12 protein-coding genes are annotated in these 16,305 nt (G+C 42.2%); 1 reads left to right on the top strand and 11 read right to left on the bottom strand.

Features of this window, described 5'->3' with window-relative positions; translation table 11 throughout:
• Positions 1-201: 201 nt before the first annotated feature.
• Together BLR11_RS02805 and BLR11_RS02810 are read right to left on the bottom strand one after the other, a co-directional pair.
• Entirely contained in the window at positions 202-1,515 is a 1,314-nt protein-coding gene (locus BLR11_RS02805; RefSeq protein WP_091648003.1) for an ABC transporter ATP-binding protein, read from the bottom strand.
• A gap of 13 nt (positions 1,516-1,528) precedes the next feature.
• The gene (locus tag BLR11_RS02810; protein ID WP_218118703.1) at positions 1,529-3,271 is read right to left on the bottom strand and encodes an ABC transporter permease; all 1,743 of its coding nucleotides are present in this window, start codon (positions 3,269-3,271) and stop codon (positions 1,529-1,531) included.
• Between the two features lie 318 nt (positions 3,272-3,589).
• Between BLR11_RS02810 and BLR11_RS02815 the strand changes: the two genes are divergently transcribed.
• Complete coding sequence (locus BLR11_RS02815; RefSeq protein WP_218118704.1) at positions 3,590-5,446, top strand: APC family permease; 1,857 nt, start codon at positions 3,590-3,592, stop codon at positions 5,444-5,446.
• A 172-nt stretch (positions 5,447-5,618) separates the two neighbouring features.
• Here the strand turns inward: BLR11_RS02815 and BLR11_RS02820 are convergent, their stop codons facing one another.
• From BLR11_RS02820 to BLR11_RS02860, 9 genes are all read right to left on the bottom strand, one after another.
• On the bottom strand, positions 5,619-8,660 hold the full coding sequence (locus BLR11_RS02820; protein WP_091648005.1) for an efflux RND transporter permease subunit: 3,042 nt from the start codon (positions 8,658-8,660) through the stop codon (positions 5,619-5,621).
• Positions 8,657-9,748 carry an efflux RND transporter periplasmic adaptor subunit gene (locus tag BLR11_RS02825; protein WP_091648006.1) on the bottom strand — a complete coding sequence of 364 codons (1,092 nt, stop codon included), beginning with the start codon at positions 9,746-9,748 and terminating at the stop codon, positions 8,657-8,659. The genes BLR11_RS02820 and BLR11_RS02825 overlap by 4 nt, the downstream gene beginning before the upstream one ends.
• The gene (locus tag BLR11_RS02830) at positions 9,745-10,200 is read right to left on the bottom strand and encodes a MarR family winged helix-turn-helix transcriptional regulator (protein ID WP_091648008.1); all 456 of its coding nucleotides are present in this window, start codon (positions 10,198-10,200) and stop codon (positions 9,745-9,747) included. Before BLR11_RS02830 ends, BLR11_RS02825 begins: the two co-directional genes overlap by 4 nt.
• Positions 10,201-10,391: 191 nt before the next feature.
• Positions 10,392-11,387: a 2-hydroxyacid dehydrogenase gene (locus tag BLR11_RS02835; protein WP_176762845.1), complete on the bottom strand. Its 996-nt coding sequence runs from the start codon at positions 11,385-11,387 to the stop codon at positions 10,392-10,394.
• Between the two features lie 195 nt (positions 11,388-11,582).
• The gene (locus BLR11_RS02840; RefSeq protein ID WP_091648012.1) at positions 11,583-12,542 is read right to left on the bottom strand and encodes a TIM barrel protein; all 960 of its coding nucleotides are present in this window, start codon (positions 12,540-12,542) and stop codon (positions 11,583-11,585) included.
• Positions 12,543-14,432, bottom strand: a complete 1,890-nt coding sequence (locus BLR11_RS02845; protein WP_091648014.1) for a TonB-dependent receptor plug domain-containing protein — start codon at positions 14,430-14,432, stop codon at positions 12,543-12,545. It abuts the gene before it with no gap.
• Positions 14,433-14,461: 29 nt separating this feature from the next.
• Complete coding sequence (locus tag BLR11_RS02850) at positions 14,462-15,238, bottom strand: energy transducer TonB (protein ID WP_091648015.1); 777 nt, start codon at positions 15,236-15,238, stop codon at positions 14,462-14,464.
• Positions 15,235-15,648, bottom strand: a complete 414-nt coding sequence (locus tag BLR11_RS02855; protein WP_091648017.1) for an ExbD/TolR family protein — start codon at positions 15,646-15,648, stop codon at positions 15,235-15,237. The genes BLR11_RS02850 and BLR11_RS02855 overlap by 4 nt, the downstream gene beginning before the upstream one ends.
• 5 nt (positions 15,649-15,653) lie before the next feature.
• Entirely contained in the window at positions 15,654-16,271 is a 618-nt protein-coding gene (locus tag BLR11_RS02860; RefSeq protein WP_091648018.1) for a MotA/TolQ/ExbB proton channel family protein, read from the bottom strand.
• Positions 16,272-16,305: the final 34 nt, after the last annotated feature.

The raw sequence follows: 16,305 nt of genomic DNA on the forward strand, positions 1-16,305 counted from the left end.
CCCTTTCCATACTTTTCTAATACTTTTTTGTCATTATTATATTTTACCACAAACGACACATTCCGTCAGTATAATTCCCATTAAAATATCCCCGAATCATACACAGCATATCAGCTATGATTTCGGGGATGCAAATAGTTTTAGTACGTGTATTTTTGAATACAGTCAATGACCTATCTGCCTTGTGCATGATGCAAGCAGTTATTTGTCGATTTCTTCTTCCTCTTCGTCTTCCAAATATACTTTTTCCGTTGCATCATCATATTCGATAAGTTCTGCATACCGCATCCAGCCTATAATCAAATCCATTTGCTGCGCTGCCTTTTTTTCGCCAAAAGCTTCCGCCAATTGTTCTTCAAAAAAGTCAATATCCATTTTGTTATCCGTATCTTTTTCCAAACTATCTACCATTTTCCCTACAAAGGGAACATTATTCAGCAAATGTTCTCTGAATAATTCTTTGCGTTCCAGAACACTGGCTCTGGCAAATGCGATCCCTGCCTGTGTTAATTCTATATCTCCTTCAGATACAATTGTAAACCGCAATAAATTAGACATTTCAACCAATGGGAAAAAATCTTCTATGTCCATCACAAAGCGATCGGCTAATTTATATAAATCTGTTTTTTCGTTTAAATCCTCCAGCAATTCCAAAAAACCGGTAAGTGCACCTGCCGTGACATTGGGAAGTAAGGTATATTGAGATGGCGATGTTTTGATTCTGGCAGCCGCTGTTACTGATTCACGCACAGTCGGCCGCTTGGTCATGAAAGAATAGATCTGATCCACATAAGACAAAAATTCAGGTGATTTCTTATCTCGCCACCGCGGTAACGGAATCAGCATGTTTTCCATTACCGTTGCCGGGCGTGTAGAAAGTATAATGGCTCGATCAGCCATATATACCGCTTCTTCGATTCCATGCGTAACGAGTATAATTGCTTTCGTAGGAATTTGCTTTTCCAGCCAGAGTTCCAATAAATCACGGCGCAGATTTTCTGCCGTCAACACATCCAAAGCAGAAAAAGCTTCATCCATCAGCAATATATCCGGTTCACTTACCAAAGCCCGTCCGATACCTACACGCTGTCTCATGCCGCCTGAAAGTTCTTTGGGAAACGCGCTTTCAAACCCATCGAGTCCGACTATATCTAATATTTTTAATGATTTTTTTTCTTTTTCTTCTTTTGTTACATCTTTTCCTTCAAGTCCCAGCATTACATTTTGCAATACCGTAAGCCAAGGAAATAAGGCAAAGGATTGAAAAACCATAGCGACTCCTGGATTTACGCCGGTAATCGGTTTTCCCAAATACGCGACGGTACCTGAAGAGGCCGGTATTAATCCGGCTATGATGCGTAATAATGTAGATTTCCCTGAACCGGACGGGCCTAAAATAGCCAAAAACTCTCCTTCTTTAACAGCAAAATTTACATTTTCCAATACCGCTGTATTGGCGGAACCTTTTATATTAAATGTGCGGCCTATACCTGTTAATGTAAGTAATTCACTCATTCTGCCCACGCTCCTAATCTAAATGAAATTTTGATTCTGCCAAGCTATACAGCCGGCGCCAAACAAGGCGGTTGGCGCAAACTACAAAAACACAGGTAGTCATAACCCCAATCACAATATGCGGCCAATCTCCTGCCGTAGTTGCCTGACTGACATAAGCTCCCAGCCCGGTAGCTGTCAGTGTAACATCTTTCCATGCAACTAATTCCGAAACAATACTTGCGTTCCATGCTCCACCGGAGGCAGTAATCAAACCGGTAACCAGGCTCGGGAAAATACTGGGAAGAATGAGAGATTTCCATTTTTTCCAACCGGTAATTTTAAATACAGCCGCAGCTTCCAACAAATCATTGGGAATACTCATGGCCCCGGCAATGACATTAAACAGAATATACCATTGTGTTCCTAATATCATTAAAAAAACGGATCCGGTTTCAAAATTCAATTGATATTTTAAAAAGATAATTGTCACAAAAGGAAAAATCATATTGGCAGGGAAAGATGCTACAATTTGGATGATCGGCTGCAGTTTAGCCGATAATTTAGGGTGAAGACCAATTTTTACACCCACAGGAATAGTCCACAAGGCTCCGATAGCCAGCGCGGCAATCACTCTGCAAAACGTATATACTCCCAAGGAAAATACAGTAAAGATTTCGTGCAGTCCCATGTCATATACCATGACAGCAGAATTTTTTGCCGGCCCGTATAATGCATATATAACAAGAATAAAAATAAATAATCGGAGTACTCTATGTACGCTCTTTTGATTTTTATTACCATTAATGGTCCCTGTGATTTTAGTTGTCATATTAGCCAGCATATTACCGCAGGAATTCAAAAAACAAAGAATCGGTGCAAAAAGTAAATGCTGCAGAAAATCCATCAGCCAGGATGCATGCAAAATATCATATACAAAAGAAGACGGCTGTACATCACTTTCAGAAAATTCAACTTTAAATTTCTGGCTCCAAACTACCAATGGACGCCAAAACAGCTGGTCTACTAAAAAAATCATTATCAACATGGTAAGCATGGCATAAATCATCGCAGATACATTGCCGGCATCAATGGCCGCAGCCAGATAAGACCCAACTCCGGGAAGTTGAATATCTTGTCCCAATACACTGATAGCTTCGCTGGCAGCTAAAAAAAACCAAGCGCCGCCAAAAGACATCATGCTGTTCCAAATAAGGCCGATAATAGAAACGGGAAGTTCCAAACGGGTAAATTGCTGCCACCAATTTAAATGCAGCAATTCCGCCGCTTCACGCAGATCTTTGGGAGCCGTCATAATAGACTGATACACACTAAACGTCATATTCCACGCCATGCTGGTAAAAATAGCAAAAATAGATGCAATTTCTACGCCTAATAAACTGTTTGGAAAAAAATTAATAAACATAAGAATCGTTGCCGATAAAAAGCCCAGCACGGGAATGGATTGTAAAATGTCCAGAAGCGGAATCAGTATCTTTCTGGCAAATTCATTTTTAGCTGCGATATAGCCATATACAATAGAAAAAATAAGGGAAGCGCCAAAGGCAATAAACATCCTAAGCAGCGATCTGCCGCCATAATAAGGCAGCAAGGATAGCTGCAGATCGACTTTGGGCTCATGTTCCACAGAAAAAGGAATAATCATACCTGCACTTAGATGAACTACGCCATATAAAATAAAAAATATACAAGCTAAAAGTATGATATCTATCATTCGAATACGTTGATTTTCAGGGTTCCCCGTAAATATAGACACACGATTACCTCCTCATAAGCGAAACTAAAAAAACGATATATATGCCGTGTCTCTTGACTACCTCCGTCGTCCATATTTACTCCCCCCTTTATTTTAAAAAGTCAATCGATGCTCTTGTAGGTAACTAATGAAAGAAATACCATATACATTATAGTATGACTGAAAGGTATTGTACATAAAAATTCTGCGGTTTTGACATTATATTTACAAATAAAATACCGATGTTGACAAAAAGATAAATGTACATATAATGAATAGGATAGCAATACTATTTATAGTAACAAATATATATGCTGTATTTCAGCAGGAGGAACATATATGATGTTCAAGACACTCAGCCGATATCTCATCGGCAAACCGCTAGAAAATAAGCAGCTGGAAAATGAACGCATTCCCAAATGGAAAGCGCTGCCGATTTTTTCCTCTGATGCCCTATCTTCTGTCGGATACGGGCCGGAACAGATTGCCCTTGTATTGGCTTCCGTACCGGCACTGGAATTGTATTCTTATTTTGGCCCCATAATTATCGCTATTATTATTTTACTGGCCGTTGTAGCATTATCGTATGCGCAAGTGGTAAAAGTGAATCCCGGCGGCGGCGGATCCTACGGAATTGCCATGAAATATTTAGGCGTATATCCTGCATTGATTGCCGGTGCCGCCTTATTTGCTGATTATTTACTTACTGTCGCTGTTTCTATTTCTTCCGGAACCGAAGCATTAACAAGTGCGTTCCCTTTTTTGATGCCCTATCATCTGCATATGGATATTGCTGTTTTATTGGTCATGATGTTGGTTAACTTACGGGGAACACGGGAAGCTTCCACATTTTTTGTATGGCCGACATATATTTTTATCATTTCCATGTTCATGACGATTTTAGGTGGATTTTATCAGATTTTCGTATTGCAGGTTCCTGCCGGCACAGTAGCATCAGCAAGTACTGCGATGCCGATGAACGCTTTTACCATGCTGATTATTCTGCGTGCCTTTGCTAACGGTTGTAGTTCTATGACCGGGGTAGAAGCCATCGCTAATGGGGTAACGATGTTTAAAGAACCGCAGGAAAGCAACGCTATCAAAACAACCGCCATTATGGCCGCCATTTTGGCAAGCATGCTGGGCGGACTGGGGTATTTAATTATTTACTTCCATATTTTGCCGACAGAAGGATATACCTTGTTGTCTTTGCTCATCGAAGAGATTTTCAGCAGAGGTTTGATTTTTTATTTCATTCAAATCATGATGATGTTGATTTTGTACTTGGCGGCCAACACAGCCTATAACGGATTACCTCCGCTATTATCGTTTATGGCTGTTGATGGCTATGTTCCCCGTTACTTTGCAAACCGCGGTGAACGCCTTAATTATTCTAACGGGATTGAATTGCTTACGTTAGCTACTGCTATATTGATTATCGCGTTTGATGGAAATGTAGAACACCTGATTTCCTTATACGCCATCGGCGTATTCTTATCTTTTACCATTGCTCAATCCGCAATGGTCGTACATTGGCATAAGAGCAAACCACGCAATTGGCAGCTCTATGCCGGGATAAACGGTTTGGGAGCTGTAGTTACTGCCTGTGTCGTAATAATCGTTTTACTGACGAAATTCATTTATGGTGCATGGATTATTGTTTTGCTTATCCCCATTCTGGTAAAAATTTTCTTTAAAATTCACCATCATTACAACGATGTGCGGGAACAGTTAGTATTAACTCCCAATGAATACAAAACGTTCATGCATGCAAGTTTAGGCCGCAGCATTATTGTCATTCCCATAGCGTCGCCTACACAAGCCGTAGCAAGGGCAATCCGTTATGCTAAAACGATCAGCGGCGATGAGGATAAAATTTATGCTGTTCACGTGTACAGTGATGACGCACGCGGATTGAAAATCCAAAAATTGTGGCAGGAACTAGAGCCGGATATTGAAATGATCATGATTCAATCTCCTTACCGGCAATTAACAGACCCGTTGATCGACTTTATTACAAATCTTCGCAAAACAATACATGCGAATGATATTATCACTGTGCTCGTTCCCGAATTTGAAACAAAGAAACTATGGCACCGGCTGCTCCACAATCAAAGCGGCTGGATACTGCGCATTCGCATGCTGCAGTTCTTGGATGTTGTTGTCTCTACAGTTCCTTTGAAATTTACCCGCTGACAGTAACATACCGCAAAAAAACAACCACTGAAAATTCTGTAATGACCCCATAAGTTAGATTTCTAGGTCTAACTTTATGGAGGCACTACATTCTCAGTGGTTGTTTTTTTAGCTGCGGTACCAGATACAGTCCGATCGTATATGAAATTTTACCATACCGATTCCCCTGTCATCATGAATCTTTTTTTACTTTAAACCAAGCCGCATATAATGTTGGCAGAACAAGCAAGGTCAAAACAGTTGCTATAAAAAGTCCGCTGGCAATGGCGACTGCCATAGGCCCCCAGAAAATACTCCGCATAAGCGGCACCATACCCAGTATTGCCGCAGCTGCCGTCAGCATGATAGGACGGAAACGCATTACAGCCGAATCAATAATGGCATTCCAGGGACTCTCCCCTTCCTTCATATGCTTATCGATCTGATCGATTAATATGACGGAATTACGAATGATCATACCACTAAGGGCCAGAATTCCCAAATCGGCGACAAAACCTAATGGTTTACCGAAAATGAGCATTCCAAAAGCGACACCGATAATTCCCATGGGAGCTGTAATCAACGTTAAGAACATAAGAGACGGACGACGCAGCTGGAGCATAAGTAATGTCATGATAATCAGAATCATGATAGGAACAGGAACCAGCAGATAATTTAATGACTTTTCACTGTTTTCCAATGTGCCGTCAACAGCCACGGAATACCCAAAGGGAAGGCTGTCACGAATATCTTTGATAGAATCATAGGCTTTTTGTGTCGCGTCATTACTCGTGCCTGATTTAATATTGCCCTGAACGGTGATAGTTGGCTTCAAATTCCTGCGCCAAATAAGGCCATCTTCTGCTGCATAACTGATTTTAGCTACCTGTTCCAGCGGTACATAACCAGCAGAACCTAAATAAATGGGTATGTTTTTGATACGGGCCAAATCATCCCGATCACTATCTTTTAAACGAACTTGAATATCAATCGTCTTATCGGCAGCATAATATTCTGCCACCGTAGCTCCCGATAATTCCGTATATAGAGTCTGCGCCACGTCCTGTCCCGCAAGTCCCATAGCCCGCAGTTTATCTTGATCCAGTTCAAGATGCATCACTTTATTTTTTTGGTTCCAATTCAAATGCAAGCTCTCTAAATTGGGATCTTTAGACAGGCGATTCAAAATTTGCTGTGCATATTCTTTCACTTTAGCCGTGTCATACCCGGATACGCGGAGCATCATAGGATAATCTGACGGCGGACCCGTCTGTATATATTGTATATTACTGCGCACATTCGGTTGTTTTTCCGCTATTTCTTTACGGATACCCTCCGTCAAATCTTCCCGTGATTTGACATCTTTGGCAACGACAACGAATTGCGCATAATTATCTGCCGGCAGTACCGGATCTGTGGTCAATACAAAACGCGGAGCTCCTTCTCCGACATAGTAGGAATAATTATCTATTTCATCCATATGAGATGACAGATACTTAGAAAGTGTATCACTTTCCTGCTGGGTTGCCTTCATAGAAGAACCTTCCGGAAGCGTCATTCCTACTATAATCTCCGGACGCAGAGAGGGGGGGAAAAATTCCTGAGGTACCAATTTCAATACAAAAAGAGAAACGACAAATATAATGCCTGTTCCTGCCAGAACCGGTAATTTATGAGTTAAACACCAACATAATACGCCGCGGAAGTAGTGATAAAATTTATTTTGATATAAGGGTTTTTCCATACCCTCCGGCTTGACCTTAATCAGATAATATCCGAAAAGAGGTGCGACCATAACAGAAACAATCCAAGAAATCAACAATGAGGAAGAAATAACCGGGAATAAAGCTTTGCAGAATTCGGAAGCGGCCCCTTGGGCAAACGCGACGGGAATGAATCCGGCACAGGTAACGAGCGTCCCTGTCAGCATTGGTTTGGCAGTAGCATTAAACGCATAACAAGCCGCATCAAGACGATTCTTTCCTTTCTCCAATTGAACACTCATCATTTCTACGGCAATAATAGCATCATCCACCATAAGGCCCAAAGCGATAATCAAAGAGCCCAGTGATACTTTATGCAAATCGATGCCGGCAATTCCCATCACACAAAACACTCCGGCCAGTACCAGCGGAATACATCCGGCCACAACAAGACCCGTACGGAAACCAAGACTGAGGAAACTAACAATCATAACAATGATGATGGCTTCTCGCAAGGTATTGACAAAATCACTGATAGAATCCTTAACTACTTGCGGCTGATCAGAAACCTGATGAATTTCCATGCCTGCCGGCAAGTCATTCGCATTCACACTGTGGACTAAGCCATGAAGCTGATCCCCCAGCGTCAGAATATTACCGCCGGGGGTCATCGATACGGCAATACCTACCGCCGGTTTTCCATTATAAAACATCTTGGGATCAGACGGTTCCGTATACTTGCGTTCTACCTTGGCAATATCACCCAAACGGAAAATCCTGCCATTTGCATTAATTGGCAGTGCTTTGATTGCATCAATGTTCTTAAACGTTCCGGTTACCCGCAGATAGACATTATCTGATTTTGTATCGACCATGCCGGCAGGAGTCATTTCATTCTGACCTTTGACAGCATTTGCGATCGCCGTCGGCGAAATACCCAATTCTGCCAATTTGGAATTTTCAACTTCAATGTACACCTTTTCCGATTGTTCTCCGAGAATTTCCGCTTTGCTGACATTTTTGACATCCAGCATCATACGACGTATTTTTTCTGCCTTGACACGCAGCTGTTCATAGGAATATCCGTCGCCGGTTACCGCATAAATAGAACCATATACATCATCAAACCGATCATTAAAATACGGTCCGTAAACCCCTTGCGGCAAATCCTGCTTCATATCTTCCGTCAGATTCCGGACTTCCTTCCACGTGTCGCGAATCTTACTGGAATCAACTTCATCATTTAACGTAACATAAATAACAGATTGTCCCGGTCTGGCATAACTTTTTATATAGTCCAGATGAGGTGTATCCTGCAGTTTCTTTTCAATTTTATCATTGATTTGTTCATCCATTTGCTGTGCGGATGCACCGGGCCAGGCAACCGTAACTACCATTTGCCGTACGGTAAATGCCGGATCTTCCATGCGCCCCAGTTTTATATAAGAAAATATACCGGCAATGGCAACAACTATAATAAAATACCAGACAAGAGTTTTATTCTTCAAAGCCACTTCTGAAAGATTTCTCATTGATCCTCACTCTCCGTCCGGACCGTCTGCCCTTCGTTTAATCTATGTACGCCGGCAGTAACTACACGATCACCGTTTTTCAGTCCCGTTACTTTGACTTTATTATCACCAAAATTTTCTACGTTCACATTTTTCAGCGTAACGGTTTTATCACTGCCGACGACCCATACTTGTGCCTGAGTTCCTGTTTGATAAATCGCCGATAACGGCAAGATTATCGTTTGACCGGACGCACCCGCTTCTTGTGAAAGATTGGTCACTGTCGCCGTCATTCCCAGCTGCATGCCTTCCGGTGGATTCGGCAGAGATATGCTGACTTTATACGTTCGTGAGGTGGGATTGGCCATCGGGGATACCTCTCTGATAGTACCGCTTACATGTTGTCCCTGCAGCGCCCAAAAAGACACACTCACTTCTTTGCCTATCACAAAATTCTGTACTTTATTTTCAGGAACATTAATTTGCACTTCTAAATCTCCCGTGTGCACCAATGTCAAAACCGTCTGTCCCGCAGCCACTACTTGACCAACTTCTCCGGATAAGGCAGATATAACGCCATCTGCATCAGCGGTCAAATTGGTATAGGACAAAAGGTTTGTTTCCTGTGCCGCAGTAGCTTGTGACTGATTATACGCTGCTACGGCTTGATTATACGCCGTACTGTATTGATCCAGTACGGCTGCCGAGACAGCATCCTGCTGATACAGTGCCTGATAACGGGATAGATTAGAAGCGGCCAGATCCATCTGCGCTTTTGCCGATTCTACGGCTGCCTGAGATCGATTTACCGATTGAGCCGCATCCTTAGGATCTACGGTCATAAGGACATCGCCGGCTTTTACCCGGCTGCCCAGCTGTACATTGCGTGCCGATATTCTGCCCCCCGCTTGAAATGCTAAATTACTTTCATAGCGGCCGCGAACTTCACCGGCGTATTGTGCCTCACTGGCATTTTGTCCTGTACCCACGGTTGTTACCTTGACCAGCTGCGGTAATTCTTTATCAGCCGGCTGCTGACCGCACCCGGATAATGTGATCATAGCAGCGAAAATAACAACTAGGCTTGCTGCTGTATAGGAACGGCTCATTTTGCCTCACTCCCCCTGTTTGATTTAATAACGATAGTAGCTGCATTTTCCGTAATTTTTCGCAATCCCTGTATGGTATGTTCAACAACAATCGGTTCTAATCCTGCGGTAATATGGGTAACCCACGTTTCTAATACGGCATATAATTTATCTTTGATGCATAATGCCTGTTCCGTAGAATAAATATGTTTCTGCCGTTTATCGTGCATATCTTGTTCACGCCGTATATACCCTTTGTCTTCCAGATTTTTTACAGTCCTGGCCATCAGCCCTTTATCCGTTATTAAGAGATAGGCTAGTTCATCCAAGGTGGCACCTTCATTTTCATATAACTTAGTAAGAAGAACAAATTCAGAAAAACCAATATTCCATGGTATACAGGCACTGACAATAAATGCCTGGGAGCGTCTGTATAATACGCCGAAATGATGTGCTGCGTCACGATAATCCATATGCCGTCCCTTCCCTTCATAAACAAGTTGACCATATCAACTACTTTATAGTATAGCAAATTGAAAATAAATATTCAACCCATTATCAAAGAAGATCTTGAAATTTATTTTAAATAAAAAAAGACAGAACATCCCTAGCCGATGTTCTGTCTGCTATATAACTCCAGCATATCGCTAGGTGCTGCAGCACGTTATTTCTTTTGCAATACTTCCGGATTGATACAGTCATGCAAGGGATTGCCCGCAAAATAATCAAGTATATTCTGAGCGGCTGCATATCCTTTTTCTTTCCAAGCCTTGTTCGTTGATCCACCAATATGCGGTGTGATAATCACATTATCCATTGTCAGCAGCGGATGATTGTCAGGCAGCGGCTCCGGATCGACCACATCAAAAGCGGCTTGATTGATTTCGCCCTGCTGCAGTGCCGTTACCAAGTCCTCTGTTTTCACTGTATCACCACGTCCGACATTGACAAAAAGTGCAGTTTTCTTCATCTGACGAAATACGGATATGTCAATACTGTGTTTGGTGGCTGCTGTCGAGGGAAGAACATTTACCACAACATCTGATTGGGCATACAGTTCTCTATCAGACGTAAACATCATGCCGCTGTTATCGGCATCCCTGCGAGGATGACGGTTATGATATAAAATTTTCATTCCGCAACCTTGGGCCATTTTAGCAATGGAAAATCCAATATGCCCCATTCCGAGTATCCCCAATACTGCCCCATGCAGATCCCAGCCAAACAGGAACGGCGCCTTTTCCCCGGCACTCCAGGCCCCGCTGTGGGCATATTGATTATTGCGCGTGATGTTGCGCGCGGAAGCAAAAATCAATGCCATCGCCATTTCAGCAACCGTATCTGTTGATTGACTGCCTGTATTGCAAAAGGGAATGCCGAATTCTGTACATGCTGCTACATCTACATCTTCATAACCAACAAAAGGCTGCACGATAATCTTAAGATTTTTTCCGGCAGCTATGACCTCACGCGAAATAATCGACCGATATGACACAATAAGCGCATCGGCATCGGCAATTGCTTCTTTTGTTTGCTCTTCACTCATGACGGTAGATTTTTTCCAATCTCTGATTTCAAATGCTCCGCTTTGTTCCAATAACGGCAAAACTTGTCGATTAATTCTCCCATTAATTAAAATAATAGGTTTTTTTTGTCCCATTCCCATCACTCCCATGACAATGTAACTCGTATATTTTTATTACCTAACAGGGCAGCTCAAAAAAATGCCGCAAAATAGACAGACGCTTCCTCAAAAAATGAGAAAACGTCTTTGTTTACTTGCTATTACCTATAATTTTAACTGCAGTCCCTCTGAATGTCAAGATTATACAGCTTGTTCGACATAAAATTCATCTTATTCCCAGCCTAGCGCCTGGCGCTGGATATGTATCTTATGATCCAGTTCCTGTATATCAGAAGGGATAAATTCATGAACAAGAAACTGCGGCTCCAACGTGCGGATGATTTTCTGCACCGCTTGATTCGTAAAGGGTTCATGAGAATCTATGTCCAATGTATAGGATAAGGATTCCCGCAATGTCTTCAACGGTTTTTTTTGCATGCATTGCAATGCATATTGACCGGATAAAGCACAATGAAGATGAACACCATATATTTTTTTTCTTGTTTTTTTAAGAGATTGCAGTGCATGAAGTATATAATCAATACTTTCTTGTTCCGTGCGGATCTGGGGCCTGCTGCAAAGAAAATGCCCCGTATCAAACATAAATCCGCTATGTTTATGATGCACTTCCTGCAGGAGATATGCGGCAGCTTCATCATTTTGCAAGGTAAGACCGGACCACCAGAGATTTTCAAAAAGAAGCAGCCGGTCCTCCGGTATATCCTCAGTAACTGCATTAATATAGTCTGCCGCTGCTTTGATCACCTCTCGGTCAGAAGAAGCAAACTGTCGGCTATGAAGCTCCCAAGGCCGCATGTTAGTTACGTGAAAAACAAAATACGGTGCGCCGCTGGCAGCGGCAACGCGTAGATTTTTTCGAAACAATTCCAGCCATTGCCGGCAATCATCTGTACCAAACTCCGATATAAGTGCGTCTCTGTTGGGAAATATACGCTGTAAATTATATGAATTATGCTGCCAGAAATCCAGCCAGCTTGGCCAAAAACGAAGATGGACCCCTTGAATGTATTGACGCCCCGGAAATATTCCGTCCCAAGGCGCAGCAAACATCATTTCTACCCCATCCAGATTATGACGGGAAAGCAGATCTTTTAACACATTCGGCTGTCCTTTTAATAAGACCTGTAAATCATAATCAGTATTAGATAAATTAATTAATTCTTTCATCATTTAAAATGTATACTTCACGCCAAGCTGAAAATACCGTCCAGGCATAGGATAATCTCCGATACCATAACCGGAAGCATAAGTTTCATATTGCCTATTTGTAATATTATTCATTTTAAAATATATTGTTGTATTTTTAGCAGCATCATAGCTTACACTGCCATCCCAAATAACATATGAGCTATGGCTGTACACCGTCGTATTCCGTCCGGTACCGGCAGTCATAAGCAAATTGGCCTTCCATGCGTTTTTAGCATAATGTAGGCCGGCATGGTATCCGTTAGGCTGGCTGTTCTTAATATCTGCGGTTAATCCGGTGCCATTCCCCGTATCTGTTTCCGTGTTAATATAGGAATATCCTAAATCATAGTTCCACACTGTATTCATTTTTTTCTTGAAGGTGATATCAATGCCGCTTTTCTTTTCATTATTTAAATTGCCGGCATACCAATTATAATAGGCATCTGCATACCAGCGGATAGCATCATGGATTTCACTTTTGAAAAGACTGACAGAAAGGCTTGTTTTATCGTCAAAATTATGATTCATGCCAATCGTTTCCGAATACCCTGTTTCCGGTTTCAAATTAGGATTTCCATACATGCCGTATCCATAGGCACTATAGTATACATTATAGAACATATCTTCTACCTGCGGTGCTGAAAAGACACGTCCCCATGAAGCAAAGAAATTAGTTGCAGCTCCGGCCGCATAGTTTAATGCAATTTTAGGCGTCTTATGGAAACCGAAGCGGCTGTTATTATCCAAACGAATACCAGGGGTTACGGTTAATTTTTTATTCAACTTGATAATATCTTCGGCATACGCTCCTTGATTCATAATAACCACATCGGAATATCCCCGGGAAAGATTGGAAGAATTGCTTTCCCGCCATTCTAATCCTCCTGTTACTTTCTGATTGGAAGAGATATTCCAAGTATTTTGAACATCTACTCCCTTGGTACGGGAAGTAAACCGTGATTCATTAAAGGTTGTCATATAGTTGTCATAATATCGTATGTAAGCGGGAGTATCGCTGTTTTCCTTGAAATTGTAGGTAACTGCCCAATTATTCGTCAATCGCTGGAGGGCGGTTGGTGACGGATAGCTGATAGTTCCCGGCAATTTTCCATCAAAGGTTTTATGATCATAATCAAAACGCAGTGAGCTGTTATTGCTCAATTGCTGATCGACGCGCATAGTAAGTGTATTGTCTTTAAAATCCGTATTGTCCAATTTCGCGTTGCCATCGGCACCGTTATATTTTAAATAATTGCGCTTATCATATCCGGCACTGACAAACCAGCTGGTCTTATCGTGAACGCCTTCATTCGTCAGTGTGTAACTTGGCGTTCCCCATGATCCCGTATTGACATCAAGGGTCGATTGATTTTTCTTTCCTTTTTTGGTAATAATATTGACAACGCCGCCTACGGCGTCACTGCCGTATAATGCCGAACCATTTCCTCGAACTACTTCGATACGATCAATATTTTGTATCGAAGGAAATGTCGCAAGATTGATATTAGAACGGCCGTACCCAGTTCCCATATCACTGTTCATACGCCGGCCATCTACGAGGACTACAACACGGTCATCTCCATTGATACGGAGCAAATCCAGTGTTCCCGGCGTAGATTCCGATACGACAACGCCGTTTACCTGCTGCAGTACTTCTCCGATACTCGTATAATGATTATCTTCAATTTGCTGACTTGTAATTACCGAAACAGCTGCCGCTGTTTCAATTTTTTTTGTTGGAATGCGATTTGCCGTAACCACGACGGTATCGACATCGTCGGTATCAGAACTATGTAAAGCAGATGCATTGACTGCCATTCCGCCTGTAATAGATAAAAAAACAAGAAATGATGTTATTTTTCTATAGGTCATTCAAAATCCTCCTTAAATACTTTCTCTAATCATTGTAAGTCAAAAGGTATATGTAATAATTTTGTACTGCTGACATCCTGCCCATTGCTATTTACAGCAGGTCTATATCGACATAAATAGGCAATTTGTATTGCTGCCGCATCCATATCGGCATATCCGGAGGAATCAGATACAGCTGCCTGAGATACGTCTCCATCAGAAGAAATAATAACTGATAGTGTCACGGTTCCGGTAATTCCTTTCTGCCGAAGTTCCTGCGGATAATACCGGGTGACTTCAGGTTTTGAAATCAAGACAGCACGATGTGCTGGGCTCTTGCCGGACTCCTGTCCTACCCCAGCCGTTCCGCTGCCGATTCCGGGTATGCCGTTTTCTGCGCCGCTGTTCGTACTCTCTCCCTTATGCGTCATATTGCCAGAATTCCCTGCCTCCGCATCAGTTTGATAATTTCCTGTCGTAATATGTTGGGCCGTGTCGTTACTTATCTGTTGTTCCTCTGTCATTTTATCGGCTTTTCGTTCTTCTGCTATAGCCTGCGTATATTTTTCATTAATTGCAGGAAGTGCTGTATGCGATGCTATTTCCATCATATCGCCCGCTGCATCCGCTTGTCCATTCCCGACAAATTCGGCGTTTCCATTAGAAACGGTATGCTGCTGTGCTTCTTCCTGATAGAGCGTCACATCTATGGGAACCGTCTCATGATGCTGCAAGAAAGCAAAAAGCCCGCCAGCCGCTAACAACATAAATAGTAGTATATGTACTGCAGCGGAAAATAAAACCGCTATCCGTTTATGGGTATTCATTTTTCATTGCTGCCTTCAGCCGCTAGTCCAAAGTGCGTAATACCGGCACCTTTCAGTTCATCGAGCAAAGCAATTACCTGACCGTAATCCAGTCCTTGATCAGCTCGTATAACAACAGCAAACTGAGGATGTATTCTGCGTTCTTCAGCAGCTCTTTTCAGTAACTCCGATGTATCTATCTGACGGTCATCCAGCCAAAGTGTGCCATCTTTTTTTAACGTTACCAAATAATTCACTTTAGCTTGTGTATCTGAGTGGGCAGCTTGCGGCAAATGGACGGCAATCGTCTTGACATCTACCATATACAAGGTGCTGATCATGAAAAACACCAATAAGAAAAACATGACATCAATCATAGGAATAATCATGACTTCCGGTTTAGTAAACGATCGTCTATCCCGCAGCCGCATATATCTCACCTTCCTTGTATATCCGCACTATGCAGTTCCAGTGCAGAAAAACACATTTCCATATCGGTAATGATATGATCCAGCCGCTGTATAAAATAAGCATGGATCACTAATGACAATATGGCGACACAAAGTCCAAATGCTGTAGCTATGAGTGCTTCTCCCACTCCTCCGGTAATAGCTGCCGCCTGTCCGGACTCAATATTAAAAATACTGAAAGACGTAATCATGCCGCTGATAGTACCTAATAATCCCAGCAAAGGCGCCATGGTAACGATACTATTCAAATAATACAGCCGACTGCGCAAGTTAGCTAGAAGAATACCTGATTGAATTTCCACAAACCCGTTAATCGGCATGGTGTCCTCCCGACTCATGGCTTCCTCGAGAATGTCAGCCAATCCGCCTTTGCTATGTTGTGAAAATTCTTTAGCTTTTTCATATTGTTTGGTTTTGATTAATGTATAAAATCGAGCAGCAAAAGAACGCCCCGAGTCTGCCGTTTGATAATACAGCCATCGTTCTGCCCCGATATACACAACAAACAAAGAACACGCAAGGAGCACATACATGACAAAACCGCCCTTGTGAAATAATTGAAACCCTTGCCATATCCAATCCATACATTCCTCCGTTTTCCTGTACCTGCCTAAAAAT

The sequence above is a fragment of the Megasphaera paucivorans genome (assembly GCF_900103535.1).
GTDB classification, from domain to species: Bacteria; Bacillota; Negativicutes; order Veillonellales; family Megasphaeraceae; genus Megasphaera_A; species Megasphaera_A paucivorans.

What these genes read in the sequence shown, in the direction of transcription:
- BLR11_RS02830 (WP_091648008.1), bottom strand. Translation starts at nt 10,200, where the DNA reads ATGGATTATCGTGACGCAGCACATCATTTCGGCGTATTATACAGACGC.
- BLR11_RS02805 (WP_091648003.1), bottom strand. Translation starts at nt 1,515, where the DNA reads ATGAGTGAATTACTTACATTAACAGGTATAGGCCGCACATTTAATATA.
- BLR11_RS02850 (WP_091648015.1), bottom strand. Translation starts at nt 15,238, where the DNA reads ATGAATACCCATAAACGGATAGCGGTTTTATTTTCCGCTGCAGTACAT.
- BLR11_RS02860 (WP_091648018.1), bottom strand. Translation starts at nt 16,271, where the DNA reads ATGGATTGGATATGGCAAGGGTTTCAATTATTTCACAAGGGCGGTTTT.
- BLR11_RS02835 (WP_176762845.1), bottom strand. Translation starts at nt 11,387, where the DNA reads ATGGGACAAAAAAAACCTATTATTTTAATTAATGGGAGAATTAATCGA.
- BLR11_RS02845 (WP_091648014.1), bottom strand. Translation starts at nt 14,432, where the DNA reads ATGACCTATAGAAAAATAACATCATTTCTTGTTTTTTTATCTATTACA.
- BLR11_RS02815 (WP_218118704.1), top strand. Translation starts at nt 3,590, where the DNA reads ATGATGTTCAAGACACTCAGCCGATATCTCATCGGCAAACCGCTAGAA.
- BLR11_RS02840 (WP_091648012.1), bottom strand. Translation starts at nt 12,542, where the DNA reads ATGATGAAAGAATTAATTAATTTATCTAATACTGATTATGATTTACAG.
- BLR11_RS02855 (WP_091648017.1), bottom strand. Translation starts at nt 15,648, where the DNA reads ATGCGGCTGCGGGATAGACGATCGTTTACTAAACCGGAAGTCATGATT.
- BLR11_RS02820 (WP_091648005.1), bottom strand. Translation starts at nt 8,660, where the DNA reads ATGAGAAATCTTTCAGAAGTGGCTTTGAAGAATAAAACTCTTGTCTGG.
- BLR11_RS02825 (WP_091648006.1), bottom strand. Translation starts at nt 9,748, where the DNA reads ATGAGCCGTTCCTATACAGCAGCAAGCCTAGTTGTTATTTTCGCTGCT.